28 protein-coding genes are annotated in these 26,606 nt (G+C 61.9%); 13 read left to right on the top strand and 15 right to left on the bottom strand.

Features of this window, described 5'->3' with window-relative positions:
• Nucleotide 1 precedes the first annotated feature (1 nt).
• The 3 genes from EL191_RS06490 to EL191_RS06480 are packed head-to-tail and all read right to left on the bottom strand — an operon-like array spanning nucleotide 2 to nucleotide 1,927.
• Nucleotides 2-823, bottom strand: a complete 822-nt coding sequence (locus tag EL191_RS06490; RefSeq protein WP_041977463.1) for an aldo/keto reductase — start codon at nucleotides 821-823, stop codon at nucleotides 2-4.
• Nucleotides 810-1,244 carry a VOC family protein gene (locus tag EL191_RS06485; RefSeq protein WP_041977461.1) on the bottom strand — a complete coding sequence of 145 codons (435 nt, stop codon included), beginning with the start codon at nucleotides 1,242-1,244 and terminating at the stop codon, nucleotides 810-812. The genes EL191_RS06490 and EL191_RS06485 overlap by 14 nt, the downstream gene beginning before the upstream one ends.
• Before the next feature lie 2 nt (nucleotides 1,245-1,246).
• Nucleotides 1,247-1,927, bottom strand: a complete 681-nt coding sequence (locus tag EL191_RS06480) for a class I SAM-dependent methyltransferase (RefSeq protein WP_013714428.1) — start codon at nucleotides 1,925-1,927, stop codon at nucleotides 1,247-1,249.
• Between the two features lie 221 nt (nucleotides 1,928-2,148).
• Between EL191_RS06480 and EL191_RS06475 the strand changes: the two genes are divergently transcribed.
• Entirely contained in the window at nucleotides 2,149-5,247 is a 3,099-nt protein-coding gene (locus tag EL191_RS06475; protein WP_041977458.1) for a transglycosylase domain-containing protein, read from the top strand.
• Between the two features lie 94 nt (nucleotides 5,248-5,341).
• Nucleotides 5,342-6,223, top strand: a complete 882-nt coding sequence (locus EL191_RS06470; RefSeq protein ID WP_041977456.1) for an alpha/beta hydrolase — start codon at nucleotides 5,342-5,344, stop codon at nucleotides 6,221-6,223.
• Here EL191_RS06470 and EL191_RS06465 read toward each other — a convergent pair.
• The 3 genes from EL191_RS06465 to EL191_RS06455 all read right to left on the bottom strand — a co-directional run bounded on the left by EL191_RS06465 (nucleotide 6,216) and on the right by EL191_RS06455 (nucleotide 9,610).
• Nucleotides 6,216-6,425, bottom strand: coding sequence for a VF530 family protein (locus EL191_RS06465; protein ID WP_041977454.1), 210 nt, complete (start codon nucleotides 6,423-6,425; stop codon nucleotides 6,216-6,218). The two genes, EL191_RS06470 and EL191_RS06465, sit on opposite strands and share 8 nt — an antisense overlap.
• Nucleotides 6,426-6,523: 98 nt before the next feature.
• On the bottom strand, nucleotides 6,524-8,008 hold the full coding sequence (putP, locus tag EL191_RS06460) for a sodium/proline symporter PutP (RefSeq protein ID WP_026041998.1): 1,485 nt from the start codon (nucleotides 8,006-8,008) through the stop codon (nucleotides 6,524-6,526).
• Between the two features lie 468 nt (nucleotides 8,009-8,476).
• The gene (locus EL191_RS06455) at nucleotides 8,477-9,610 is read right to left on the bottom strand and encodes a GNAT family N-acetyltransferase (protein ID WP_041977451.1); all 1,134 of its coding nucleotides are present in this window, start codon (nucleotides 9,608-9,610) and stop codon (nucleotides 8,477-8,479) included.
• A 97-nt stretch (nucleotides 9,611-9,707) separates the two neighbouring features.
• Here EL191_RS06455 and EL191_RS06450 point away from each other — a divergent pair, with 97 nt between their 5' ends.
• A complete protein-coding gene (locus tag EL191_RS06450) occupies nucleotides 9,708-10,316 on the top strand; it encodes an inorganic diphosphatase (protein ID WP_041977448.1) in 609 nt (202 codons plus the stop codon).
• A gap of 122 nt (nucleotides 10,317-10,438) precedes the next feature.
• Here the strand turns inward: EL191_RS06450 and EL191_RS06445 are convergent, their stop codons facing one another.
• From EL191_RS06445 to EL191_RS06415, 7 genes are all read right to left on the bottom strand, one after another.
• The gene (locus EL191_RS06445) at nucleotides 10,439-11,692 is read right to left on the bottom strand and encodes an OprO/OprP family phosphate-selective porin (RefSeq protein WP_041977445.1); all 1,254 of its coding nucleotides are present in this window, start codon (nucleotides 11,690-11,692) and stop codon (nucleotides 10,439-10,441) included.
• A 158-nt stretch (nucleotides 11,693-11,850) separates the two neighbouring features.
• Nucleotides 11,851-12,183, bottom strand: a complete 333-nt coding sequence (locus tag EL191_RS06440; protein WP_013714419.1) for a YnfA family protein — start codon at nucleotides 12,181-12,183, stop codon at nucleotides 11,851-11,853.
• A gap of 9 nt (nucleotides 12,184-12,192) precedes the next feature.
• Entirely contained in the window at nucleotides 12,193-12,621 is a 429-nt protein-coding gene (locus tag EL191_RS06435; RefSeq protein ID WP_013714418.1) for a hypothetical protein, read from the bottom strand.
• A 74-nt stretch (nucleotides 12,622-12,695) separates the two neighbouring features.
• The gene (locus EL191_RS06430) at nucleotides 12,696-13,859 is read right to left on the bottom strand and encodes an MFS transporter (RefSeq protein WP_017361774.1); all 1,164 of its coding nucleotides are present in this window, start codon (nucleotides 13,857-13,859) and stop codon (nucleotides 12,696-12,698) included.
• 100 nt (nucleotides 13,860-13,959) lie between these two features.
• Nucleotides 13,960-14,772, bottom strand: coding sequence for an SDR family oxidoreductase (locus EL191_RS06425; RefSeq protein ID WP_041977443.1), 813 nt, complete (start codon nucleotides 14,770-14,772; stop codon nucleotides 13,960-13,962).
• A gap of 99 nt (nucleotides 14,773-14,871) precedes the next feature.
• Nucleotides 14,872-15,246 carry a DUF2784 domain-containing protein gene (locus tag EL191_RS06420; protein WP_041977441.1) on the bottom strand — a complete coding sequence of 125 codons (375 nt, stop codon included), beginning with the start codon at nucleotides 15,244-15,246 and terminating at the stop codon, nucleotides 14,872-14,874.
• Nucleotides 15,247-15,252: 6 nt separating this feature from the next.
• A complete protein-coding gene (locus EL191_RS06415) occupies nucleotides 15,253-15,582 on the bottom strand; it encodes a DHCW motif cupin fold protein (protein WP_041977439.1) in 330 nt (109 codons plus the stop codon).
• Nucleotides 15,583-15,774: 192 nt separating this feature from the next.
• On the opposite strand from EL191_RS06415, the gene EL191_RS06410 reads away from it, so the two are divergent.
• The 4 genes from EL191_RS06410 (at nucleotide 15,775) to EL191_RS06395 (ending at nucleotide 19,184) form a co-directional block, all read left to right on the top strand.
• Entirely contained in the window at nucleotides 15,775-15,999 is a 225-nt protein-coding gene (locus EL191_RS06410) for a DUF2061 domain-containing protein (RefSeq protein WP_013714413.1), read from the top strand.
• Nucleotides 16,000-16,158: 159 nt separating this feature from the next.
• Nucleotides 16,159-17,457, top strand: a complete 1,299-nt coding sequence (locus tag EL191_RS06405) for a serine/threonine protein kinase (protein ID WP_041977436.1) — start codon at nucleotides 16,159-16,161, stop codon at nucleotides 17,455-17,457.
• A 22-nt stretch (nucleotides 17,458-17,479) separates the two neighbouring features.
• On the top strand, nucleotides 17,480-18,220 hold the full coding sequence (locus tag EL191_RS06400; protein ID WP_041977639.1) for an MlaA family lipoprotein: 741 nt from the start codon (nucleotides 17,480-17,482) through the stop codon (nucleotides 18,218-18,220).
• Between the two features lie 109 nt (nucleotides 18,221-18,329).
• Nucleotides 18,330-19,184, top strand: a complete 855-nt coding sequence (locus EL191_RS06395) for a pirin family protein (protein ID WP_017361778.1) — start codon at nucleotides 18,330-18,332, stop codon at nucleotides 19,182-19,184.
• Between the two features lie 6 nt (nucleotides 19,185-19,190).
• Here the strand turns inward: EL191_RS06395 and EL191_RS06390 are convergent, their stop codons facing one another.
• Nucleotides 19,191-20,372 (bottom strand): patatin-like phospholipase family protein, encoded by a 1,182-nt coding sequence (locus tag EL191_RS06390; RefSeq protein ID WP_017361779.1) that lies wholly within the window; start codon nucleotides 20,370-20,372, stop codon nucleotides 19,191-19,193.
• 195 nt (nucleotides 20,373-20,567) lie between these two features.
• Entirely contained in the window at nucleotides 20,568-21,500 is a 933-nt protein-coding gene (locus tag EL191_RS06385; protein ID WP_041977433.1) for a lipid A biosynthesis lauroyl acyltransferase, read from the bottom strand.
• A gap of 217 nt (nucleotides 21,501-21,717) precedes the next feature.
• Between EL191_RS06385 and minC the strand changes: the two genes are divergently transcribed.
• From minC to lpcA, 6 genes are all read left to right on the top strand, one after another.
• Complete coding sequence (minC, locus tag EL191_RS06380; protein ID WP_041977431.1) at nucleotides 21,718-22,446, top strand: septum site-determining protein MinC; 729 nt, start codon at nucleotides 21,718-21,720, stop codon at nucleotides 22,444-22,446.
• Between the two features lie 101 nt (nucleotides 22,447-22,547).
• Nucleotides 22,548-23,363 (top strand): septum site-determining protein MinD, encoded by an 816-nt coding sequence (minD, locus tag EL191_RS06375; RefSeq protein WP_013714406.1) that lies wholly within the window; start codon nucleotides 22,548-22,550, stop codon nucleotides 23,361-23,363.
• Complete coding sequence (gene minE, locus EL191_RS06370; protein WP_013714405.1) at nucleotides 23,360-23,614, top strand: cell division topological specificity factor MinE; 255 nt, start codon at nucleotides 23,360-23,362, stop codon at nucleotides 23,612-23,614. Before minD ends, minE begins: the two co-directional genes overlap by 4 nt.
• A 268-nt stretch (nucleotides 23,615-23,882) precedes the next feature.
• On the top strand, nucleotides 23,883-24,518 hold the full coding sequence (locus tag EL191_RS06365; protein WP_017361782.1) for an RluA family pseudouridine synthase: 636 nt from the start codon (nucleotides 23,883-23,885) through the stop codon (nucleotides 24,516-24,518).
• Between the two features lie 183 nt (nucleotides 24,519-24,701).
• Complete coding sequence (locus EL191_RS06360) at nucleotides 24,702-25,991, top strand: M18 family aminopeptidase (RefSeq protein WP_013714403.1); 1,290 nt, start codon at nucleotides 24,702-24,704, stop codon at nucleotides 25,989-25,991.
• Between the two features lie 12 nt (nucleotides 25,992-26,003).
• Complete coding sequence (gene lpcA / locus EL191_RS06355) at nucleotides 26,004-26,591, top strand: D-sedoheptulose 7-phosphate isomerase (RefSeq protein WP_017361784.1); 588 nt, start codon at nucleotides 26,004-26,006, stop codon at nucleotides 26,589-26,591.
• The last annotated feature ends 15 nt before the right edge of the window (nucleotides 26,592-26,606 follow it).

Below are 26,606 nucleotides of genomic sequence, written 5' to 3'. Positions count from 1 at the left end.
TTCAGACCATCTCCAGCGGCCGCTTGCCACGTGGTGGCGCAAAGACCTCATCCAGCAGATTCAGATCATCCACATTCAACGCGATGGCAGCCGCTACAGCGTTATCGCGCAAATGCGCCCTGCTTGCGGCCTTGGGAATGGCAATCACACCGTCCTGCCTGAGTGTCCAAGCCAACGCTATCTGGGCAGCGGTAGCCCCATGTCGCTCAGCCACCTGCCGCAGCACCGGCTCATGCAACAAGGCGCCCGCCTGACTTAGCGGACAGTAGGCCATCAGCGGCATGCCGGCACGCTGTTGCCAAGGCAGCAGGTCATACTCGATGCCTCGGGCCTCCAGGTTGTACAGCACCTGATTGGCCTGGCATGCCGGCTGATCCAGTTCCAGCAGATCGTCCAGATCGAAGTTGGAGACGCCCCAGGCAGCGATCTTGCCTTGCTCGCGCAGCCGCTCGAAGCCTTCTACGGTCTCCGCCAGCGGATAGCGGCCGCGCCAGTGCAACAGGTACAGGTCGATACGCTCGCAACCCAGGCGTTTCAGGCTACGCTCGCAGGCCGCCTGGACACCGTCCAGACTGGCGTTGTGCGGATACACCTTGCTGACCAGAAACACCTCGTCCCGACGCCCGGCGATGGCTTCCCCCACCACCTGCTCTGCGCCGCCCTCACCATACATCTCGGCGGTGTCGATCAGACTCAGACCCAGGTCGAGGCCCTCACGAAGCGCGGCGACCTCACGCGAACGCAGGCATTCGTCCTCGCCCATACGCCAGGTCCCCTGGCCAATCACCGGTACCTGCCTACCTGCCAATTCAATTTTGCGCATCAATGGCTCCCGCATGGGCTGTGACCAGGTCATATCCCTCGCCACGCCACTGCACCAGGCACAGTCCGTGGCCAAATGGATCACTCAGCGTGACCAGGCGCCCCCAGTCATATTCATGGATTTCACCTTCCCGCTGCGCGCCCGCACCAAGCGCCCGAGCCAAGGCCGAATCGAGGTCAGCAACGACCAGATCCAGGTGCAGCGGCATCCAGTGCCGGCTGTAGTCGCGCTGTGCACCTTTCCGTGGACAGGGTCCAGTCGCGGCGGCCTTGTGCAACAGGTAGAGCGGTACGCCTGCACCGAGCATCTCGACGACCGTGCCGTCGAACAACTCACGCCCGACTGTTAACCCGAATGCTTGCCAATAGAAAGCCACTGCGGCCGGTAGATCGGGCACGTCGAGATTGAGCAGCAGTTGCATGATCAGAGCGGCTTGAGCAAAAGCAGCAGGGAAACCGGTTGTACGCTTTCGGGATGCAGCGGCTCCTGCAACCACTCAAGCCGCCAGCCGGTCTCACCAATCAACGTCAGCCAGGATTGCAGGGTGCGGAAGAACCAAGGCATGGGTGCCTGAAAACCCTCTCCGAAACCGATGAAGTCTTCGACCCGCCAACCGTCCTGATAGGGCTCGCCATGGCTGGCACGCCAGGGGTGCAGAGTCTGGATCAGCAGGCTGCCGCCAGGTGCGAGCAATCTGTGCAAGCTGCGCAAGATTGGCTGCAGCGGCTCTTCGAGCAGGGCGAAATTGCACACCAGCACCTCGAAACGCCCAAGTTGCTCGGCATGTTCCTCGAGTTCTGCATACCCACAGACGCGGTACTGACTGCGTCCATCGCACGCCGCGCGCGCCGCCTCGATCAAAGGTGCGGAGGCATCCACCCCGACGGGCTCGATCCCATGCTCGGCCAGACCACGGCACAACCAGCCTTCGCCGCAGCCGATATCCAGCACCCGCTTTGGCTGCAAGGCGAGTACGGCCTGGATGATGGCAGCGTCGGTGACCAGCCGCCGGCTTTCGATACGCTGCTCGCGCACAGCGGCAGCCCAGGCATCGGCGTTGGCCTGCCAGCTTTGCTGAAGCTGTTCACGATGGTCGCGCTGCATGATGATCACCTGTATCGATGCATCCCGCGAGTCTAGCAGGACTGACCTTGATCGAGGTAAACGCCGTACAACCCGCAAAAACCGCCAGCCAGACAGCGCGCCAGCGTCTAAGCTGGTAGTGAGACAGACGAGACGACCGCAGCCCAGCCGACCCAGGGTCAGCATCCGGCAAGAGGCAATCTCGCGGCTTATATGATGCTGACAGACCAGGCCGGTGATTTATGGGCGCATCATGGCAAATGAATTCGCAGCAGCGTGAGCTGGCGTCCTCGGTCGGTGCCAGGGATCAGCGAAAGTCGGCTTCGGCAGGCCGTCACTGGCGCCTTATCCTGTATCTGCTGCTGGTATCGTTGCTATTGGCTGCCACCGCGCTGCTGGTGTTCGAGTCGCGCAGCGCGCATTTTCAGTCACGTGAATTGAGTCGCTATGCCGCGAGCCTCACCTACAAGGTCGAACCAGGCCCCAGCGAGCGTATCATCTACCCGACCGATGGTCCGTTCGACAAACGCCAGGGCTACGCCTACCTGCCGCTGATGCTGGAGCGCTTGCAGCAACGCGACTATCAGGTTACCGAGCAATCACGCTTCTCCGACGAACTGATGGCTTACAGCCGCCGTGGACTGTTTCCACCCTTTACCGAGAAAAGTCAGAGCGGCCTGAGCATCAGTGACTGTCGCGGTACGCCCTTCTACGACTTTCACTACCCGCAACAGGGTTATGCCGACTTCGCCAGCATTCCGCCGCTGGTGGTCAACAGCCTGCTGTTCATCGAGAACCGTCAGTTGCTCGACCCCACGCAACCGCTGGCCAACCCGGCGGTGGACTGGCCACGCTTCGCCATGGCGGCGCTGTCGCAGCTGGGTAAGATGCTCGACGTGCAGGATCAGTCCGCTGGCGGCAGCACCCTGGCCACTCAATTGGAGAAATACCGCCATTCCCCTGACGGGCTGACGCTGTCGGCAGGAGAAAAGTTGCGGCAGATGATTTCCGCCAGTGTCCGCGCCTACCAGCAAGGGCCACAGACACTGGAAGCACGCCAGCGCATCGTGCGCGACTACCTCAACAGCGTGCCACTTTCCGCCGCGCCCGGCCATGGCGAGGTACACGGTCTGGCCGATGGCCTGCGTATCTGGTACGGCGCCGACTTCGAGCGCAGCAACGCACTGCTCGATCCGCACCGTTCGCCCGAGGCCAGCCTTGCCGAACGGGGCCTGGCCCTACGGCAGATGCTGTCGCTGATGATCGCCCAGCGCCGGCCCTCCTATTACCTCGCGCAAGGCCGGCACGACATGGAGGCGCTGACCGAAAGCCATATTCGCCTGCTCGCCAGTGGAGGTCTGATCGATGCCGACCTGCGCGACGCAGCGCTCGCGCAGAAACTGCAATATCGTGACTGGCAGCAGGAACCCAACCTGCGCGCGGTGGAGAGCGACAAAGGCGTCAGCGTTGCACGCTCGCGCCTGTCCAATCTCCTGGGCATGCCGCTCTACGACCTGGACCGCCTCGACCTGGCGGCGCGCAGCACACTGCAGCGCGATCTGCAGCAGCAGGTCAGCACCTACCTGCAGAACCTGGCCAACCCGGAATTCGCCGGGCAAATCGGCCTTTTCGGCGAACGCCTGCTATCGCCACAGAAAACAGCAGAAGTGCGCTACAGCTTCACCCTGTTCGAACGCACCCCAACTGGCAGCCGGGTACGGGTGCAGACCGACAGCACCGACCAACCCTTCGACATCAACGAGGGCAGCAAGCTGGAGCTCGGTTCCACCGCCAAACTGCGGGTGCTGGCTACCTATCTGGAAATCATCGCCGAGCTGCATCAGCGCCATGCCGGCAAGAGCCCGGCCGAGCTGCGCCAGGTAGACATCGCCGAGCAGGACTACCTCAGCCGCTGGGCCGTGGGCTACCTGCAAGCCAACCCCGAAGCCGACCTGGCCAGCATGCTCGACGCCGCGCTGGAGCGGCGCTACTCCGCCAGCCCGAATGAGCGCTTCTTCACCGGCGGCGGATTGCACACCTTCGGCAACTTTCGCCGCGAGGACAATGGCCGCAACCCAACCCTGCGCGAGTCGCTGCGCGAATCGATCAACCTGCCGTTCGTGCGCCTGATGCGCGACCTGGTGCGCTACAGCACCTACCAGAGCAGCGCCGAACTGCTCAAGGACGACAAGGACCCGCGCCGCCAGGAATACCTGCAGCGTTTTGCCGACCAGGAAGGGCGCACGTTTCTGCTGCGGTTCTGGCGCAAGTATCAGGGCCAGGCAGAGCAGCAGCGCCTGGAGACCTTCATCAGCGGCCTGCGCCAGACTTCGGTGCGCCTCGGCGCCGTGCACCGCTACCTGTTGCCGCACGCCGACGAGGAAACCTTCGCCGCGTTCCTGCGGGCGCATTTGCCGCAGGAGAAGCTCACCGACCAACGTATCGCACGCCTGTACAAGGATTACGGCCCCGGCGCCTACAGTCTGCCGGATCAGGGCTATATCGCGCGCGTACATCCGCTGGAGCTGTGGTTGCTGGGTTACCTGATCGACAACCCGCAGGCGAGTTTCAGCAACGCCGTGGCAGCCAGCATCGACGAGCGCCAGGAGGTCTACGGCTGGTTGTTCCGCAGCCGGCACAAGAGCGCTCGTGATAGCCGCATCCGTATCATGCTGGAGGTCGAAGCCTTCTCCGATATCCACCGGCGCTGGAAGAACCTCGGCTATCCCTTCCAGCATCTGGTTCCCTCACTGGCCACCGCACTAGGCAGCTCCGGGGACCGGCCGGCGGCACTGGCCGAACTGATGGGCATCATTCAAAACGACGGTATCCGGCAGCCGGTGCTGCGCATCGACGAGCTGCATTTCGCTGCCGGCACCCCTTATGAAACGCGGGTCGAACGCGAGCCCCATGGTGGCAAACGGGTGATGCAGTCCGAGGTCGCCGCAGCCCTGCGCAATGCCCTTTCCCAAGTCGTTGAGGGCGGTACAGCGCGGCGTCTGCAAGGTACTTTCCAGTTACAGGACGGCCATAGCCTGACGCTGGGCGGCAAGACCGGCACCGGCGACAACCGCATCGAGAGCGTGGGTGCGGGCGGCCGGGTGATCAGCTCCCGGGCGATGAACCGTACGGCCACCTTCGTGTTCTTCCTCGGCCCACGGCACTACGGCACCCTCACCGCTTTCGTACCGGGGCGGGATGCCGAGCGTTTCACCTTCACCTCGGCGTTGCCCGTGCAGGTGCTCAAGGGCATGGCGCCGATCCTTGCGCCCTACCTCGAACCCGGCAGTTCCACCCTGTGTGATACGCCGATGAGCACAGCGCAGATCAGCCGGCGGTAATACCTGGTAACCACAGCGCTCAGTACCTGGCGAAACCCGGCATCGGATGTGCAGTCCATGGCTGCATTATCCGTTGCCGTTCATGAGTATGCCGATGCCCTCACCCTGGTTAGCCCTGCTGCGCCGCCGTCGCCTGAGCCTGATGTTTCTGGGCTGCCTACTGGTATTGCTACCGATCGGCTGCGCCAAGCTGGAGCAGACCGAGCGCGAACTGGTGTTTCGTATCGAGCCCGGCACCGCCCGCTGGTTCAGTGGCCTGCCTGCTGGCGTCGAGGACGTGCAACTGCAATCCCCCGACCTCGCCGCCGATGAAAGCCTGCATGCCTGGTGGTGGCCAGCACCACGCAAGGATGCTCCGGCACTACTCTATCTGCATGGCTCACGCTGGAACCTGACCGGCCAGCTGTTTCGCATCGAGCAATTGCACGCCATGGGCTTTTCGGTGCTGGCGGTGGACTACCGCGGCTTCGGTCAAAGTCGCGGCGCCCTGCCCTCCGAACGCAGCGTCTACCAGGACGCACTGATCGCCTGGGAACATCTGGCTCGCCTGCAACCGGAAGCGGGCAAACGCTTCATCTATGGCCATTCGCTCGGCGGCGCGGTGGCGGTCAACCTGGCGCACGAGCTGGCTGGCGAAGATCAAGCACAGGCCGCGGGCCTGATCGTCGAGTCCAGCTTCACCAATCTGGGCGATGTGGCAGCGGCAGTGACCAATACCGCGCTGCCGGTGCGCTGGCTGCTGTCGCAGGAGTTCGACTCGCTGAGCAAGATCGGCGAGGTCGGCATTCCGGTATTGATCGCCCACGGGCGCGACGACCGCTACGTGCCGTCACGCTTCAGCGAGGCGCTGTTCAATGCGGCCAGCGAGCCCAAGCAGTTGCTGCTGATCGAGGGCGCCAACCACAACAACGGGTTGCGCATGGCCGGTAACAGCTACCGACAGGCGTTGCAGGCGCTGGGGCTAGAACTTAACTGAAGTGCTGCAGGTAGAGCTGCTCGATCTTGGCCCGTGCCCAGGGCGTCTTGCGCAGAAAGGTCAGGCTCGACTTGATACTCGGCTCATGTTTGAAACAGCGCACGTCGACCTGGCGGGCCAGCCCCTCCCAACCGATGCGCTCCACCAGAGCGGTGAGTATCGCTTGTAAGGTCAGGCCGTGGAGCGGGTCATTGCTGGTCATGAGAGCGTCCGTCAAAAAAGGTGGGCATATCTTAGAGCCGGAAACGAAAAAGGCGATGACTGCCGAGCAGTCATCGCCTTTTGTTCAAGCCAGCAGGGTTACGCCGACTTGTATTCGCTCTCGGCCTTGTCGAAGCGGCTCAGCATCGACTGGCTCGGGGCCTTGCCGATACGGCTGAAGATGACGATGGCCAGAGTCGCGAGGATGAAGCCCGGAATGATCTCGTACAGGCCCAGACCGATCCAGTTCTTCCACACGATCACGGTGGCAGCACCGACCAGCATACCGGCCAGGGCACCGTTGCGGGTCATGCCCTTCCACAGCAGGGAGAGGATGACCACCGGACCGAACGCTGCGCCGAAGCCAGCCCAGGCATAGGACACCAGGCCGAGTACGCGGTTTTCCGGGTTCGCCGCCAGGGCGATGGCGATCAGTGCGACCAGCAGCACCATGGCGCGGCCGACCCAGACCAGTTCGGTCTGCGAGGCACCCTTGCGCAGGAAGGCCTTGTAGAAGTCCTCGGTCAGCGCGCTGGAACACACCAGCAATTGGCAGCTCAGGGTGCTCATCACTGCGGCCAGGATGGCAGACAGCAGGATACCGGCGATCCACGGGTTGAACAGCAGCTTGGCCAGTTCGATGAACACGCGCTCCGGGTTCTCGCCGACCGGGCCGGCGACTTCCGGGTGCGCCGCGAAGTAGGCGATGCCGAAGAAGCCTACGGCTACTGCGCCGGCCAGGGTCAGGATCATCCAGGTCATGGAGATGCGACGGGCAGCAGGGATCGACTTGACCGAATCAGCGGCCATGAAGCGCGCCAGGATGTGCGGTTGGCCGAAATAGCCCAGGCCCCAGGCCATCAGCGAGATCACGCCGACGAAGGTCGCGCCCTTGAGCATGTCGAAGTTGGTCGCGTCGACAGCCTCGATGGCAACCATGGCCGGGTCGAAGCCGCCGGTAGCGATCATCACCACCACCGGGGTCAGGATCAGCGCGAAGATCATCAGCGTGGCCTGCACGGTGTCGGTCCAGCTCACTGCCAGGAAGCCACCGATGAAGGTATAGGCGATGGTCGCAGCGGCGCCGGCCCACAGAGCGGTCTCGTAGGACATGCCGAAGGTGCTCTCGAACAGGCGAGCCCCCGCAACCACGCCGGATGCGCAGTAGATGGTGAAGAACACCAGAATCACCAACGCCGAGAAGATGCGCAGGATGCGGCTGTTGTCTTCGAAACGGTTGGTGAAGTAATCCGGCAGGGTCAGGGCATTGCCGTTGTGCTCGGTCTGCACGCGCAGACGACCGGCAACGAACAGCCAGTTGAGATAGGCACCGACCACCAGACCGATGGCGATCCAGCTTTCGGAGATGCCGGCAACGAAGATCGCGCCAGGCAGGCCCATCAGCAGCCAGCCACTCATGTCGGAAGCGCCGGCGGACAGCGCGGTAACGAAGCTGCCGAGGCTACGACCACCGAGGATGTAGTCGGAAAGGTTCTTGGTACGCAGATAGGCAATCAAGCCGATCAACACCATGGCTGCGATGTACACCACGAAGGTGACGAGCATTGGAGTACTAGCTGTCATTTGGGGGGCTCCCCTCTCGTTTGTTGTTCTTGGGCACCGTGCCCAGCTTGGCAAAGCGCACCCGCTTTTGCGGATGCGGGGCTCCGGTCTCTTTCCTCGTCACACCGATGCCTGGTGAGCACGTTCAGGGGCAGATACCGGCGCAGTGAAATCTCCACCACTTCGTCACTGCATCGGCACGTGCCTGAGCACTTTCCCTGACCTCCCTGGCTTGCGCCTGCGGCCACCGAATCGCGCTACCACCCTCCTTCGGCTGCACGCACTTCTATTATCGGTCTAGCCCAGCAAAGCTGGTCTGACCAATCGGCGCAGACAAAAACGGTCGTAACGAAAGTGAAGGGCGGAATTTAGTGGCAGAGGTCAGCGGGCTTCTTGCTGAAAGCTCTGGAGTTTTTACAGAAAGCTCCGACACCGGGAACTTCCGGCAAACAGCTGTTTCGGCCTTGTGACGAGAACCTGATCGCTCGATCAGTCGCTGCTGGACTGGCGAAAAGGCAGATAACTGCGCGCCTCATCAACGTAAACCCGCACGCCAGAGCGCTCCTGCTGCAAAAACTCGGAGACCGCAGCATACAGCCCCGGATGGCGGAGATAATGCCACGAACGGGTAATCATCGGTTCGAAACCGCGTATCAGTTTGTGCTCACCCTGGGCTCCGGCATCGAAGCGTTGCAGACCTTCGGCGATGGCCAACTCCATGCCCTGGTAGAAGCAGGTTTCGAAATGCAGCCGGTCGAACTCGGCCAGACACCCCCAGTAACGGCCATAGAAGCTTTCGCCATCGACCAGGCTGAAGGCCATCGCCAGCGGCCGACCGTGCTGCCGGGCGAATATCACGCGGATCATTTCCGGCATGCGCTCGGCCAGCAGGCTGAAGAAATTTCGCGTCAGGTAGGGTGCCTGGCCGCGTACATGGTAGGTATTGGCGTAACAGTGGTAGACGAAATCCCAGTCCGCCTCGCTCAACTCATGCCCACGTCGCCAGTCGAACTCGATGCCCTGCCCTGCCACCTGCTCACGCTCCTTGCGCATCTGCTTGCGTTTGCGCGAGCTGAGCACATCGAGAAAGTCCTGAAAATCACGATAACCGCGATTGTGCCAGTGAAACTGACAACCGATGCGCCCCAACCAGCCTTGCCGCTGCATCAACACAGTGTCGCAAGCCGGGCTGGTGAAATTGATATGCAGGCTCGACAAGCCTTCGTCATCCAACTCGCCCGCCAACGCATCGAGCAACTCGGCAGCCGCAACAGGATCACCGAGCAAGCGCGCGCCGGTCACCGGAGAGAACGGTACGGCGCCCAGCAGTTTGGGGTAGTAGGCGATGCCGGCGCGTCGGCAGGCATCGGCCCAGCCGTGGTCGAAGACATATTCACCATAGGAGTGCTGCTTCACATAAGCAGGCAACGCTGCCTGCACCTTGCCGTGCTCGTCGCACCAGAGCCGGTGCGAAGGTAGCCAGCCGGTGCTGCCACCAACGCTGCCGCTGTCTTCCAGCGCACTGAGAAATGCATGTCGCAAGAACGGTTGCGGCTCCACCAAAAGAGCGTCCCAGACGTCTGCCGGCAATGCGTGAAGCGAGTCGATGATGGTGACGGCCATTAACTGAATCCCGGAAGTCAGACTGCAATATATCTCTAACAAGACCCCAGCAAGATGACTGCCGGTTTATCCACCCACAACCCTAACGGGAGTCATCATGCGTAAATCCCTGCTCGCCCTGGGCATCGCCATAGGCCTCGCACCCCCCCTCTCGTTCGCCGCACCAGGCGTCATTCATCCCTTTCATGCGGCACAGGCCGAGAACGCGCCAAATGACGTACACATGGCGGTGGAAATTCCCGCTGGTAGCATCACCAAATACGAGATCAACGAGGAGGGCCTGGTCTTCGTCGACCGCTTCCAATCGATGCCAGTGGCCTACCCCGCCAACTATGGTTCGCTGCCGCGTACCCTGGGTGGCGACAATGACCCACTCGATGCACTGGTACTCACCCGCGAAGCGCTGCATCCAGGCGTGCTGATCAAATTCCGCCCTGTCGCAGTGCTGAGAATGATCGATGGTGGCGAGGCCGATGAAAAGATCATCGGCGTCCCCAGCGGTGATGTCGACCCGACTTACGACAAGATTCGCGATGTCGACGACCTGCCACTGATCGAGCGCCAACGTATCGAGGCATTCTTCCGCGTCTACAAGCAACTGCCGGAAGGCCGCAAGAAGGTCGAGCTGGGCGGCTACGGCAATGCCGCCGAGGCGCGGCAACTGATCGAAGAAGCCATGCAGCGTTTCCAGAAGCAGAACCGATAGCCGTCTGGAAAGCGAAGCCCCAGCGGGTCTGGGGCTTTTTTCCGTTCGCTGTCACATCCGGATAAGCAACAAAAAAGCCCCGCCAATGACGGGGCTCAAGCAGGAGCAAAATCAGTGATGTATCAGAAAGCGTATTGCAGGCGCAGGCTCACAGCATCGCCATCGTCGTCGCCAGCAGCGTTGGTCACGTTATCAGCCGACGCTTTCAGGTAGTTGGCGGAAACCTTGATCGCTTCGTTGGCGTACCAGTTCACACCGACAGTGTGGATCTTGGCTTTGGTGTCGATGATGTTCGACTCTTCGGCCTTGATGTTGTCGTAACGGTAGAACACTTCCCAGGCACCGAACTGCTTGTTGTCCGGTTTGATGCTGTCGAACTTGCCACCATCGAGTTTGTAGCCGCGCGCCTCACCGGTCAGGGTGTAGGCGAGTTGAACGTTGTAGCCGGTGGCTTCACGGTCATCACGTGCAGAGCCTGACTTGGCGTCGATGTCACGACGCAGGTATTCGCTCTGAATCGAGAACGGACCCGCAGCGAAAGCTGCCTCCAGGCCCCAAGCACTATCACCGTCGAACTGGCCAGCGACGGCCGGAGCGAAATCAGGACGGTTGCCGTTCACGCCGTCTTCAGTGGTGCCGCGCACGTTGAGGCGCGAACGGATGCGACCATCGAAGTCTTCGGTGCTGCGCTTGGCGTAGTTGACCCCGAAGTGCAGGACGTTACCGGCTTCGGCCATGGGGGCGAATACACCACGCAGGTTGTAGGTGTTGTTGTTCTTGCCGTTCACGTCTTCATTGCCCTTGGCACGGTTGAAGCCAGCCGAACCGTAGAACATGTCGCCAGCAACGCCGCTGACCTGCACGCCCATGCCGTCCTGCTTGTCGTTCACCCAGTCGGCCAGGTCATAGACAGCGGAACGCTCGATGGCAGTAATCCACTTGGAGCTGGTGGCTTTTTCGAGGCCGAAGTCAGGATCGAAGCGGCCGATCTTCACATTGACCGGTTTGAAACCGGTATAAGTGATCGAGGCCTCGTCCCACTTGCTGCTGCCGCTCTCGCCGAAGTCGACGTTGAAGGCGTATTTCCAGTCGGTGTAGGCAACACCGGAAATTTCCAGGATGGCGCGACGGAAGTAGGCTTCGTTGGCGGTATTGCCATTACGGGTATAGATGCCGTCGAACTGATCGAAGTCAGCCTGCAGACGACCACCGATCTTGAAACCGAACTGTTTGTCGGTAGTGGAAGCTTCAAAACCGCCTTTGGTCTTGATCACGATATCGGCGCCGTCAGTGGTGACGGTACCGGCGAAAGCCTGGGCGGAAACGGCCAGAGCCAGAGCGCTGGCTACGAAACCGGCGAAGTGCTTACGGATCATCGAGAAATTCCCCTGTTGGACTTTTAGTGTTGAAAACACCCGAGCGAGTGGCTCGTTCGTGCTGGGGGAATCTTGGCGAGGGGTTATTTCAGCGCAGTTGCCGATATATAAAGATTTGATGACAGCGGAACTTTTTACTCCTACTGCTTATAAGCGGTTCAGGAGGAATGCAGCCGAGGTCCCAGCAGGATGATCGCAGCACCTGCCAGGCACAGTGCAGCACCCAGCCAGTCGCTGAGCATCGGTCGGGTCTTTTCGATCAGCGCCAGCCAGGCCAGCGAAGCGACGATGTACACGCCACCATAGGCTGCATAGGCCCGGCCGGCGAAGGAGGCCTCGACCCGGGTCAGGATCAGGGCGAAGAGCGCGAGACTCAGCAGCCCAGGCGCTATCCACCACGCGCTGCGATCCAGCCGCAACCACATCCAGAACGCATAGCAGCCGGCGATCTCGAACAGCGCCGCCAGCAGAAACCACAGGTAGTTGATCATCTCTGCTGCCTAAACACGCAGGGCGCCCTCACGCTCCCAGGCGCAGCGCACACGCAGCGCACCCTCCTGCGGGCTGTGAAAGCCGTTGTCGGATTCCCAGCGGAAGGTGTGCATGCCATTGAGCTCTGTTTCCAGATGAACCACGGCACTGGCCCAGTAAAGACGTTTGAGTAGTGCCTCGAAGGTTTCGATCCACAGGTTCCACTCATACTCCACTGCGCCGTAGCTGGCACCGAAGTGGATCACCTGAGTCTGGTAAAGGCCCGCACCCGGCAGCTCGCAGAAGGAGAACATCTCACGGCCAAGAAAGGGCCAGAGATCACCCGATGGCAATTCGGCCAGCACGCCATGGTTGGTTTCACGGCGCAGACGACGCTGCTCGGGATCATCCGAGGGCCAGTCGCGAATGCAGCCATAGACGATGGATTCGGATTCCACACCGGCACTCCTGAAAAAGCAGAAAGCCTTCTAACACAGCACGCCTGGGCAAGAAAGGAACTGGTGCGAATTCCTCAGCGTGTCTGTCGTCGACTGCGTCCCAGCAACCAGGCAACCAGCGTCATCAGCAATGCCAGCCCTGTCAGCACCGCGAACGGCAGGCGGTAGCTGCCTGACAGATCGCGCGCCAAGCCGGTCAGAATCGGCGTCAGGCAACCGAGGCAGTATCCGGTGAACAGCATCATCGCCGTCCAGCGGCTGACCGCAATCGGCGAGCCGGCCTCGTATAGCGGTAGCACCAGCGACAAGGCGAAGGAGCCGCCCAGCGAAAAACCCAGAATCACCGCCCACAATTCCGGAACGAAACGCGGCATGAAGGTGACCATCGCCAGGCAACCGCAGGTAACCGCACCGCAAGCCAGCAATAGCGGGTAACGCGCGTTGTAGCGCTGCGCCAGCCAAGGCAGCAGGAACGAACTGGGCAGCCCCATGAGCATGGCCAGGCTGAGCAGCGAGTTGCTGCGCAGCATGCTCAGCCCGGCTTCGTGGTAGCGCGCCACGGCCCAGGTAGCGATGGCATAGAACAGGCCCGCCTGAATGGCGAAGAAGCAGCTGATCAACCAGGCGCGAGGCTGCCGCCAGGGCAGGCCGCCGCTTTCCTGCTCGTCAGCAGCGCCGGCCTGGTTGGGCAGCCACAGCCAGAGCATCACCCCGAGCAATGCCGGCGTGGCCCACACCGCCAGGCCCAGATGCCAGGCATCGCCGAACAGCGCCGTGGCAGGCGCCGTGAGCACCGCACCGCCGGCGCCGCCGATGGCCATGCCCAACGAGTACCAGCCAACCACCCGGCCCATCTGGCTGGCGAAATGGCGTTTGATGAAGCCGGACAGCAAAGGACCGGCGACAGCGATCGCGGCGCCCAGGGCAATGGCGCTGCCGATCAGGACAGCACTCTGATGCGCGGCCAGACGCGCCAGCAGCGCCAGGCCGATCAGCCCGAGGCAGAGCACGATGGTGCGTTCGAGGCCCCAGCGCATGGCCAGGCGCGGCGCCAATGGCGCCAGCAGGCCCATGCAAAGCACCGGCAAGGCCGTGGTCAGGCTGATGAAACTGCGGCTCAACGACAGCTCAGCGGCGATGCGCTCGATCAGCGGCGCGAGGGAAGTAATGCCGGGGCGCAAATTGATCGCCGCCAGCACCAGGGCCACTAGCAGCAGGGCCCGAGGGACTGGTTTCACAGGTATTCCATGATCATGACGGCAGGCAGGCCGGGGCGGCCACCCTACCCCTGCAGGCCGCGCCAGGCAAGCCTGCCGGCATCAATAACTGACTTTTCGGTCAGTTCGCGGGCTTGGCCTTGCCGCGCATTTTCTCGGCCATGCTGGCCATCTCGTCGTACAGCGCCTGCGGATTCTTCTGCTTCAACGCCCAGGCCATACGCCCCATTTCGTGCGGCAGGATCATGAAACTGCCCTTGGCCATCTCATCATGGATATAGCCGGCGATATCCGCCGCACTGATCGGCGAGCTTTCCAGCAGTTTGCCCACCTGGGCCTTCATCGCCGGAGTCGGGCCACGGAAGGAGTCCAGCAGGTTGGTCTGGAAGAAGGATGGGCAGACCACATGCACGCCGATCTCCAGTTGACGCAGTTCCACCAGCAGGCTTTCCGACAATGCCACCACGCCGGCCTTGGCCACGTTGTAGTTGCTCATGCCCGGGCCCTGCATCAGCGCGGCCATGGAGGCGATATTGACGATCTTGCCCTTGCTCTTTTCCAACAGCGGCAAGAACGCCTTGCAGCCCTTGACCACCCCCATCAGGTTGATCGAGATCTGCCAATCCCAGTCCTCCAGCGACAGCTCGCTGAAGAAGCCCCCGGAGGCGACGCCAGCGTTATTGACGATGACATCGACACCACCGAACTGCTCTTCGCAGGCCTGCGCCAGGGCGGTCAGCTGGCTGTAGTCACGCACGTCGCAACGCCGGGTGAACCCGTCGCCGCCCGCCTCGCGCACCAGCTGCAGGGTTTGCGCCAAGCCGGCTTCGTTTACATCAGCCAGCGCCAGTTGCCAGCCCTCGCGCGCCCAGCGCAGGGCAATTTCGCGTCCCAGGCCTGAGCCCGCGCCAGTGATCATCATGCGGTTTTGCATAGCAGCCCTGCCTTCATTGTTTGGTTGCGATGGCTGGCAGTGTAGCGAAGGAAATAAAGCGTCCGAGCCTTCATCAGGCTTATGAATAGGCAGGGCAAATCATGCGCGCGCTCGATTGCGCCGGCAGAAGATAAGCCAAGCGTAAACAGCCAGATTGACCAATATGACAATGGCGCCGAGCCAGAGCTGAATCTGGGCCGTAAGTCCGGCCGGGTAGATCAGCGGTATCAGGTAATGCTCGATGAAACCGCCTTCATAACCCGCCTGCCCGGCCATCCGGCGCAACAGGTTTTCCCATGGGGTCAGCGGGCAACCCAGGTGCAGGCATTCCACCACGATGCCCCAGGTAACCGCTGGCAGATGCAGCCAGAGCAACCTCGGCCAGCGCAGCAACAGCAAGCCACCGAGCAGTACGAATAGAATGAAGCCCAGGTGCACCACCACCAGCGCATCGGCAGCCATACGCCAGAGCATCGCGACTCAGTCCACCACGAACAAACGCGCGCCAGCCGATGTCGAGGAGCGATGCGCCTCGGCACCATCGGCCACCTGGTAGCTCATACCGGGCTTGAGCACGAATACACGACCATCCTCCAGCTCGGTACTCAGCTCCCCCTCCAGACACAACAATACGTGTCCCTTATGGCACCAGTGGTCAGCCAGATAGTCCGGTGAATATTCGGCCATGCGTACCCGCAGCGCACCGAACTGGCAGGTGCGCCAGCGCGCTACGCCACGCTCGCCCGGGTGCTCGGTAGCGGGCAACGCGCTCCAATCCGTCACGCCAAAGGGGATGTCACTGATCTGCATGGCCTGGCTCCATCGAAATAGAGCCTCACCTTAACGCAGCGGCCCAGCAAATAGATAAATAGACAATTACTCTCAAATTAAAATCATCAATTCAAGATAACTATCAAAGTCATGCAGACACCACATTTCCCGAGCCGAGCTAACGAGACTAGCCTTTCACACAAGACGAAATGATTCTCAACGAGGTGCATCATGCTCAAGACACTGACCTTTACCATCATGCACTTCTGCATCGCCTTCGGTGTCACCTACGTACTGACCGGAAGCGTTGCGGCCAGCAGTCTGGTGGCCGCGATCGAACCGCTGTGCAATTCGGTAGGCTTCTACTTCCACGAGAAAATCTGGCAACGTTTCGAGCGCAATCGCCAGTCTGTACCGGAGCGACCCAAGCACGCCTGGCTGCACCATCACGCCTGATTGAAGAATCAGCAATCGGTCGCGCCTACACGATCGTCATTGCCGCTACGCATGTTTCCCTGCGATAAGGCAGGATAGTCTGGCACTTTGCCCTGCTTGCTGCTGTCATAAGCCAGCTGTTGAATCCAGACGTTCTCTTATTCAAAGGGACTTACACACATGCCCAGCCTTGCCCGACTCGCCGCCCTGTTCGGTGGCCTGGTCTTCTGTGCCTCCGCGATGGCCGTCGATGTGGATGCCGAAAGCTACGGCTATCCATTGGCCAACCCGTTCGAGGCGACCATCGCTACCACGCCGCCCGAGCTGCGCCCGGAGCTGCCGGCTGACGGCGATATCAGGCAACACGACTACTCGGTGCGCCTGCGTCCTGACCGCGAATTCGAACTGCTGGATAATTTCTGGCCAGTCACCAAGCTGCGTTACCGCCTGGCCGAGCAGAAAGGCCGTGCGCCATTGATCTTCATCATCGCCGGCACTGGCGCGCACTATGCCAGCGGTACCAACGAGTACCTGAAGAAACTGTTCTACGGGGCTGGTTTCCATGTCGTGCAGCTGTCATCACCGACCAGCTACGACTTCATGGCTGCCGCCTCGCGCTCCGCCACGCCCGGATACAGCCCGGAAGATGCCGATGACCTGTACCGCGCCATGCAAGCGGTAAGAGCTCAGCATCCCAGACTGGAAGTCAGCGAATTTCTGCTGACCGGCTACAGCCTCGGCGCCCTGCATGCTGCCTTCGTCAGCCAGATCGACGAAACCCGCCGCGCCTTCGACTTCAAGCGCGTACTGCTGCTCAACCCACCGGTCAACCTCTACACCTCCATCAGCAACCTGGACAAGCTGGTGCAGACCAAGGTGCAGGGCATCGACAACAGCACCAATTTCTATGACCTGGTACTCGGCAAGCTCACCCGTTACTTCAACGACAAGGGCTATCTGGATATCAATGAGGCGATGCTCTACGACTTCCAGCAGTCGACCGAGCGCCTCTCGGACGAACAGATGGCGATGCTGATCGGCACCTCGTTCCGTTTCTCATCCGCCGACATCGTCTTCACCTCAGATCTGCTCAACCGCCGCGGTCTCATCACCCCGCGCGATTACCGCATTACCGAGAGCACCAGTCTCACGCCCTTCTTCCAGATGGCGCTGCGTTGCGACTTCGATTGCTACATCGCCGAACAACTGATGCCGATGTGGCGCGCGCGCTATGACGGCGGCAGCCTCAATCAGTTGATCGAAAAGAGCAGCCTGTACGCACTGGAGGACTACCTCAAAAGCAGCGACAAGATCGCCGTGATGCACAACGCCGACGATCTGATTCTCGGCCAGGGCGACATCGGCTTTCTGCGCCGTACCTTTGGTGACCGCCTGACCCTTTACCCGCACGGCGGGCACTGCGGCAACCTCAACTATCGCGTCAACAGCGACGCCATGCTGGAGTTCTTCCGTGGTTAAGCACAGCACTCTGATCATCGCCATGCTGCTGGCCAGCGGGCAGGCACTGGCCGAAAACCAGGTCGACCCTGACGGTTTCACCAATCCGCTGCAGAACCTGCATTTCAATCCGGGGCTGGATCAGCAGGAGTTCGAGCGCGCCTCCAGTGACGCGCTGCAGGTGTATGACCCGCTGGAGTCATGGAACCGTCGGGTCTACCACTTCAACTACCGATTCGACCAGTGGGTGTTCCTGCCCGTGGTCGACAGCTACCGCTACATCACGCCGAACCTGGTGCAAACCGGCGTGCACAATTTCTTCAACAACCTCGGCGAGATCCCCACACTCGCCAACAGCGTGCTGCAGCTCAAAGGCAAGCGGGCGGCAAACAGCACTGCCCGGTTGCTGTTCAACACCATTCTCGGGGTTGGCGGTATCTGGGACCCGGCGACGAAAATGGGCCTGCCGAGATTGAGCGAAGACTTCGGCCAGACGCTCGGCTACTACGGTGTCCCCGCCGGTCCGTACCTGATGCTGCCGCTGCTTGGCCCGTCGAACCTGCGCGACACCGGTGGCCTGGTAGCAGATTACAGCCTGCAGAACGCGGTCAATTATCTCGATGTGGCCGACGCCAGTCGCAGCAATCCCGGCATTCCTGTTCTTCAAGCCATCGATACCCGCGCCAACACCGGCTTTCGCTATGGCCAGCTCAACTCACCATTCGAGTACGAGAAACTGCGCTACTTCTACCATGAGTCGCGCAAGTTGAAGATCGCCGACTGATTCCGAGCCATGCATCGAATTTATCGATGCATGGCTCGGAAATTTTCCACCCAAACATCGATTCAATGTGACTAGCATGGCGTCATTCCTCTCTATCAAGGAGCCCGCCATGACTTCGCACCGCCGCGTCATCAGCATCCAGCCTGGCCAACCTGCGTCCGATGGCGCTGGTGTGCGCCTCAACCGCGTGATCGGCGGGCCGGGCCTGGAGCGCTTCGACCCCTTCCTGATGCTCGATGAGTTTTCCACCGACAACCCCGACGATTACATCGCCGGCTTTCCTCCGCATCCGCACCGCGGCTTCGAGACCATCACCTACATGCTCGAAGGGCGCATGCGTCATGAAGATCATCTGGGTAATGTCGGCCTGCTCGGCAGCGGCGGCGTGCAATGGATGACCGCCGCGCGCGGCATCATCCATAGCGAGATGCCCGAGCAGGAGTCTGGCGCCATGCGCGGCTTCCAGCTCTGGCTGAACCTGCCGGCCAAGGACAAGCTGGGTGAAGCGGGGTATCGCGATATTCCCGCCACGGACATTCCGCGTATCAGTACGGCATCTGGCGTCGAGGTGGCGGTGATCGCCGGCGAGTTCGACGATGGCGAGATTCGCCAGATCGGCGCCGTGCAGCGTCCGCATACAGAACCGCAACTGTTCGACCTGCATCTGCCAGCCGGCAGCCAGGTCGCACCGCGCCTGGCCGACGGTCAACGGGTCATGCTCTACGTCTACGAAGGCCTCCTCGAACTCCCCGAGGCCAGCGTGCAGCCAGTCAGTGCCGGACGCCTGGTGCGGCTGTCGGATGAAGGCGAACTACGCCTGGCCAGTAACCACGGTGCGCGAGTGCTGTTGATCGCCGGCACGCCGCTGAACGAGCCCATCGTGCAGTACGGACCGTTCGTGATGAACAAGCGCGAGGAAATCGAACAAGCCCTGCGTGATTTTCGCGATGGTGTACTGGCCTGAGCGGCATCAGGCGGATTGGAGGACCTCTGTCAAACCGAGAAAACGGCAGAGGTCGGCCTTGCGTGCCATCGCATCCTGATACCCCAGCTCGATCAGCTCGCTGCAGTAACCGGGTTCGAACAGCAGGTAGCTGAGCACGCCGGCCCCGCCCGCCTTGGTCGCGCCCGGACCACGCAGGAACAGACGCAAGGCCTTGGGCAGCTCACGCTGATGGCGGGCGGCGATCTGGTCCAGCGGCTGGCTCGGCGCGATCACCAGCACCTCCACAGGATTGAGCCCCAAGCCGCGCGGACGTCGATCCGGCGGCACCAGTGCGCTCATCTGGTTGAGGCGTTCGAGCAGTTCGATATCCGTCTCCAGATTGTCGATGAAGGTGCTGTTGAGCATGTGCCCGCCGATCTGCGCCAGGCTCGGCGGTCGCGTGCTGGCCACCCGAGGCAGCGCGGCATTGGCTTCGAGCTGAGCATTGCCGCTGACGCCAATCACCAGTACGCGGCTGGCGCCCAGGTGCAGCGCCGGACTGATCGGCGCCGCCTGGCGTACCGCGCCGTCACCGAAGTATTCGCGGTTGATCTTCACCGGCGGGAAGATCAGCGGGATCGACGCGCTGGCGAGCAGATGGTGAAGCTGCAACCGTGTCGGTACGCCCACACGGCGATGACGGAACCAGGGATCGATGGTGGCGCGCCCCTGGTAGAAGGTCACGGCCTGGCCGCTATCGTAGCCGAAGGCCGTCACCGCGACGGCACGCAGCTGACGATGTCGCACGGCCGCAGCGATGCCGGAAAAGTCCAGCTCACGCTCCAGCAGCTCACGCAACGGCGCGCTGTCTAGCAGGGCCACCGGAACACCGCGCCCCAGGCCAAGCAGGCTATGGCCAATGAAACGTGCCGCCTGGCGCAATACGCCGGGCCAGTCGCTGCGATACACCATGTGCGTGTGAAAGCCCTGCCAGACGGAGGTCAGGCGCCGCACGGCTTCGCCGAATTGCAACGCGCCACAGGCCAGGCCAACGGCATTGATCGCCCCGGCCGAAGTGCCGACTATCACCGGAAAGGGATTGTGCGAGGCGTCCGGCAGCAGATCGGCGATGGCCGCCAGAACGCCCACCTGATAGGCCGCCCGCGCCCCGCCACCAGAGAGGATCAGCCCGGTAACGGGCGCATCGGGGCGGGCAATCACTGTCATCGAACGGTCCTGTTTTTCGTTGCAGTATAGATGCGCTAGCAGGCCGTTGAAAAACGTAGGCGAGGCAGGCAAGGCTAGGCAAAAACGGCTGAAAAAGCGCAGTTTACGCGTTGTAAATGAGCATTTTGACTGGGCTCGCACGCGAGGCCGTTTCTAACGCAGCATTGCCAACGCAGGTAGTTTTCCAACAGCCTGCTACTTGCGCTTACCGTACAGCTTCGGCTCTCCCTCGGGGCGCGTCTTGAAACGTCGATGCGCCCACAGGTACTGCTCCGGGCAGGCACTCACAACCTGCTCGATCCACTGATTGATGCGCAGGCAATCGGACTCTTCGCTCTCGCCGGGGAAGCCTTCGAGCGGCGGATGGATCACCAGGCGATAACCGCTGCCATCGGCCAGGCGCTGCTGGGTGAAGGGCACCACAAGCGCCTTGCCCAGGCGAGCGAACTTGGTGGTGGCGGTGACCGTCGCCGCCTGGATGCCGAACAACGGCACGAAGATGCTCTGCTTGCGCCCGTAGTCCTGATCCGGCGCATACCAGATCGCGCGGCCGGCACGCAGCACCTTGAGCATGGCACGGATATCCTCACGCTCGATGGCAGTGGCGTCGAGGTTGTGGCGCTCGCGGCCACGGCGCTGGATGTAATCGAATAGCGGGTTGTCGTGCTCGCGGTACATGCCGTCGATGGTATGCAGCTGACCAAGCAGCGCCGCGCCGATCTCCAGGGTGGTGAAATGCACCGCCATGAGGATCACGCCCCGTCCTTCGGCCTGCGCCTGCTGCAGATGCTCGAGGCCCTCGACATGCGCCAGGCGCGCCAGCCGTGCCCTAGGCCACCACCAGCTCATGGCCATTTCGAAGAAGGCGATACCGGTGGAGGCGAAGTTCTCCTTCAGCAGACGTTCACGCTCGGCAGCGCTCTTGCCGGGGAAGCACAGCCCCAGATTGCGCGCGGCAATCTGCCGGCGCGAGCTCGCCGTGCGATACATCAGCCAGCCCAACGCCCGCCCCAGCTTCAGTTGCAGTGCGTAAGGCAGTTGCACCACCAGCCACAGCAACCCGAACCCCAGCCACAGTGGCCAGAAGCGCGGATGAAGAAAATAGGCGCGAAAGCGGGGGCGATCCATGAGGCGTTTCCGATCACATACAAAGCCGCGCATTCTAACGCAGTTTTCCCCGTCGCTCGGCGGCTTCGCTGCGAGCCATGCTGGTCACGGCGACCGCCCAGCGGCGGGACAGCTTCGCCTCCGGTCGGACTCGTCTGCTCAGGCGGCTTGCGGCATGCGGGCTATGTCGTTATAAGTCCGGCATCTTTCGACTCGCCAGAAGGCCCATCGCATCACCATGAGCCAAGCCGACCTCCTCGCCCAAGACCCCGTATTCCAGCTCAAGGGCAGCATGCTCGCCATCACCGTGATGGAACTGGCGCACAACGATCTCGAACGCCTCGACGCGCAACTGACGGAAAAAGTCGCCCAGGCCCCGGCCTTCTTCAGCAATACGCCGCTGGTACTGGCCCTAGACAAACTGCCGGAAGGCGAAGGCGAACTGGATCTGGCAGAGCTGATGGCGGTCTGCCGCCGCCACGGCCTGCGCACGCTGGCCATCCGCGCCTCGCGTGAAAGCGATGTCGCCGCAGCCGAAGCCATGGATCTTCCCGTGTTGCCGCCGTCGGGCGCACGCGAGCGGCCACTCGATCCGGCGCCGAAGAAGGTCGAGACAAAACCGGCCGAACCCGAGCACAAACCCAGCCGCATCATCACCACTCCAGTGCGGGGCGGCCAGCAGGTCTATGCCCAGGGCGGCGATCTGATCGTGCTGGCGCCGGTCAGCGCAGGGGCGGAACTTCTCGCCGATGGCAACATCCATGTTTACGCGCCCATGCGCGGCCGCGCTCTGGCTGGCATCAAAGGCAACACCAAGGCACGGATTTTCTGTCAGCAAATGGGCGCCGAAATGTTGTCCATCGCCGGCCATTACAAGGTCGCTGAAGACCTGCGCCGCGACCCGCTGTGGGGCGATGCGGTGCATGTCAGCCTGTCGGGTGACGTGTTGAACATCACCCGCCTTTAACGGATACTGCGGCCACTTTTTACGGACACAAAAAAGGCATCTGGAAGCCTCGAATGGCTGACGGATTCCCGCGTTTTATTCATTTTTTGGGGTGAATCACCTTGGCCAAGATCCTCGTAGTCACTTCCGGCAAGGGTGGCGTCGGTAAAACCACCACCAGCGCTGCCATCGGTACCGGCCTCGCCCTGCGCGGGCACAAGACCGTCATCGTCGACTTCGACGTCGGCCTGCGTAACCTCGACCTGATCATGGGCTGCGAACGCCGCGTGGTGTACGACTTCGTCAACGTGGTCAACGGCGAAGCCACCCTCACCCAGGCCCTGATCAAGGACAAGCGTCTCGAGAACCTCTACGTACTGGCCGCCAGCCAGACCCGTGACAAGGACGCGCTAACCCTCGAAGGCGTCGAGAAAGTCATCAATGAGCTGTCGCAGAATTTCGAATACGTGGTCTGCGACTCGCCGGCCGGCATCGAGAAAGGCGCCCACCTGGCGATGTACTTCGCCGACGAAGCCATCGTCGTGACCAACCCGGAAGTGTCCTCGGTACGTGACTCCGACCGCATGCTCGGCCTGCTGGCGAGCAAATCGCGCCGCGCCGAGAAAGGCGAAGACCCGATCAAGGAACACCTGCTGCTGACCCGTTACAACCCCGAGCGCGTCACCAAGGGCGAAATGCTCGGCGTCGAAGACGTCGAGGAAATCCTCGCCATCCGCCTGCTCGGCGTGATCCCCGAATCCCAGGCCGTACTCAAGGCGTCCAACCAGGGTATCCCGGTCATCCTCGATGATCAGAGCGACGCCGGCCAGGCCTACAGCGACGCAGTCGATCGTCTGCTCGGCAAGGACGTGCCGCACCGCTTCCTGGATGTGAAGAAGCAGGGCTTCCTGCAGCGCCTATTTGGAGGTCGAGAATGAATATTTTTGACTTCTTGCGTTCACGCAAGAAGGAAACCACAGCATCCATCGCCAAGGAGCGCCTGCAGATCATCGTTGCCCACGAACGTGGCCAGCGCAGCCAGCCGGATTACCTGCCTGCCCTGCAGCAGGAGCTGGTGGAGGTGATCCGCAAGTACGTGGCCATCGAATCGGACCAGGTTCAGGTCGCATTGGAGAACCAGGGCAGTTGCTCAATCCTGGAGCTCAATATCACCCTGCCGGATCGCTGAAAAATCTATTTGGGCTTGCTGCGCGTCGGCCCTGCTGCGTTAAAAACAGGCTCGGCAAGCCGCTTGCGGCTAACGCGCTTCAGCGCGGCCCGAAGGGCGAGCGAAGCGAGTAATGCTCATGTACAAAAGTACACTCCGCTTCCTCGCCTGTTTTTTCCTTGCATGGCTCTAGCTCGCAGCGCCCAAGATAGATTTTTAACTGGATCATGCGAATGGCGGCCTTACGGCCGCCATTCGCTTTTATCTCCCAATCCAACCAGAACGCCCCATGCCGCTAAGCCAGATCGAAATTCTCCACCAGGACGCCGCCCTGCTGGTGATCAACAAGCCCACCCTGCTGCTGTCGGTGCCGGGCCGCGCCGATGACAACAAGGATTGCCTGGTCACCCGTCTGCAGGAAAACGGCTATCCCGAGGCGCGCATCGTGCATCGGCTGGACTGGGAAACCTCCGGCATCATCGTCCTGGCCCGCGATGCCGACAGCCACCGCGAGCTGTCCCGGCAGTTCCACGATCGCGAAACCGAGAAGGCCTACACCGCGCTGTGCTGGGGCCAACCGCAGGCCGACAGTGGCAGCATCGACCTGCCGCTGCGCTACGACCCGCCGACCAAACCACGTCACGTCGTCGATCACGAACTGGGCAAGCATGCCCTGACCCACTGGCGCGTCATCGAGCGCTGCGGCGACTGGTGCCGGGTAGAGCTCACACCAATCACTGGCCGCTCGCACCAGTTGCGCGTGCATATGCTGTCCATTGGTCACCCGCTGCTGGGTGATCGTCTCTACGCCCATGAACAAGCCCTGGCCGCCCATCAACGCCTGTGCCTGCACGCCAGCATGCTCGCCCTGACCCACCCGCAAACCGGCGAGCGTATGCGCTTCGAGTGCCCGGCACCGTTCTGATAACTCCCGGCACTCGCTTCACGTAGAGTGCGCCGTGTGCAACAGCAACGGGGCAATGCCAGATTGCAGACGCATAGCGTACCTGCCCACAGATAGCCTGAAACTATCGCCCCAAACGAGTGCGCAGCCGGCACAGCGCGATGCAAAACGGTTAAACTGCGCCATCGCTGTCTGGAGCCCTGCATGCGCGAAGAACTGATTCAAGGCCTGCTCGATTTTCTCAATGCCTCGCCGACCCCCTTCCATGCCACCACCAGCCTGGCCATGCGCCTGGAAGCCGCCGGCTATCGTCACCTTGACGAGCGCGCGCCCTGGCACACCGAGGCCGGCGGCCGCTATTACGTGACCCGCAACGACTCTTCGATCATCGCCTTCAAGCTGGGCAAGCGCCCGGCCGTTGACGGTGGTATTCGCCTGGTCGGCGCGCATACCGACAGCCCCTGCCTGCGCGTCAAGCCGAGCCCGGAGCTACAGCGCCAGGGCTTCTTCCAGCTCGGCGTGGAAGTCTATGGTGGCGCCCTGCTCGCGCCCTGGTTCGACCGTGACCTGTCGCTGGCCGGCCGCGTGACCTATCGCCGCGACGGCAAGGTCGAGAGCCAACTGATCGACTTCTACCAGCCCATCGCGGTGATTCCCAGCCTGGCCATCCACCTCAATCGCGAGGCCAACCAGGGCTGGGCGATCAACCCGCAGAACGAGCTGCCGCCGATCCTCGCCCAGCTCGCCAGCAGTGAAACCGCCGACTTCCGTGCCCTGCTCGCCGAGCAACTGGCCATGGAACACGATTTCAATCCGGACGCGGTGCTGGATTACGAGCTGAGTTTCTATGACACCCAGAGCGCGGCCATCGTCGGCCTCAACCAGGATTTCATCGCCAGCGCACGCCTGGACAACCTGCTGTCCTGCTACGCCGGCCTGCAGGCGCTGATCGACTCGGACGACGAGGAAACCTGCGTGCTGGTCTGCACCGACCACGAGGAAGTCGGCTCCTGTTCGGCCTGCGGCGCCGATGGCCCCTTCCTGGAGCAGGTGCTGCGCCGTGTGCTGCCGGGTGACGACGACTTCGTCCGCACCATCCAGCGCTCGCTACTGGTATCAGCTGACAACGCCCATGGCGTGCATCCGAACTATGCCGACAAGCACGACGGCAACCACGGGCCCAAGCTCAACGCCGGCCCGGTGATCAAGATCAACAGCAACCAGCGCTACGCCACCAACAGCGAAACCGCTGGTTTCTTCCGCCACCTGTGCCTGGAGAACGAAGTACCGGTGCAAAGCTTCGTGGTGCGCAGCGATATGGGCTGCGGCTCCACCATCGGCCCGATCACCGCCAGCCAGCTCGGCGTTCGCACGGTCGACATCGGCCTGCCCACCTTCGCCATGCATTCGATCCGTGAACTGGCCGGCAGCCACGACTTGGATCACCTGGTGAAAGTGCTGACGGCCTTCTATTCCAGCCCTGAACTCCCTTGAGGTTCTGACGCGATGATCGAACACATCCGCAACAGCCTGCTGGAGGCCCAGCGTGCGCTGGAGGCCTTCCTCGCCAACGAACAGACCCTGGCCAATATCCAGAAGGCAGCCGAGCTGCTGGTCGAGAGTTTCGAGAACAAGGGCAAGGCATTTTCCTGCGGTAACGGCGGCTCGATGTGCGACGCCATGCACTTCGCCGAGGAACTGACCGGGCGCTACCGCAAGAACCGCCCCGGCATCGCCGCCGTGTCGATCAGCGACCCCAGCCACATCAGCTGCGTGGCCAACGACTTCGGTTACGACTTCATCTTCTCGCGTTATATCGAGTCCCATGGCCGTGAAGGTGACGTGCTGATCGCCATCAGCACCAGTGGCAAGAGCCCCAACGTGGTCAAGGCCGCCGAAGCCGCCAAGACACAGGGCGTGAAGGTGATCGCCCTGACCGGCAAGCCTGGTTCGCTGCTGGAAAGCCTGGCTGACGTGTGCATCTGCGCCCCCGGCGGCGATTTCGCCGACCGCGTGCAGGAGCTGCACATCAAGACCCTGCACATTCTGATCGAGCTGATCGAGCGCAAGCTCAGCCCGCAGAATTACGCCTGAGAATCAGTAAGGTGG

Source organism: Pseudomonas mendocina (genome assembly GCF_900636545.1).
GTDB classification, from domain to species: domain Bacteria; phylum Pseudomonadota; class Gammaproteobacteria; order Pseudomonadales; family Pseudomonadaceae; genus Aquipseudomonas; species Aquipseudomonas mendocina.
Note: the sequence above shows the minus strand (reverse complement) of the source record. Positions and strands in the feature narration are given on the sequence as shown.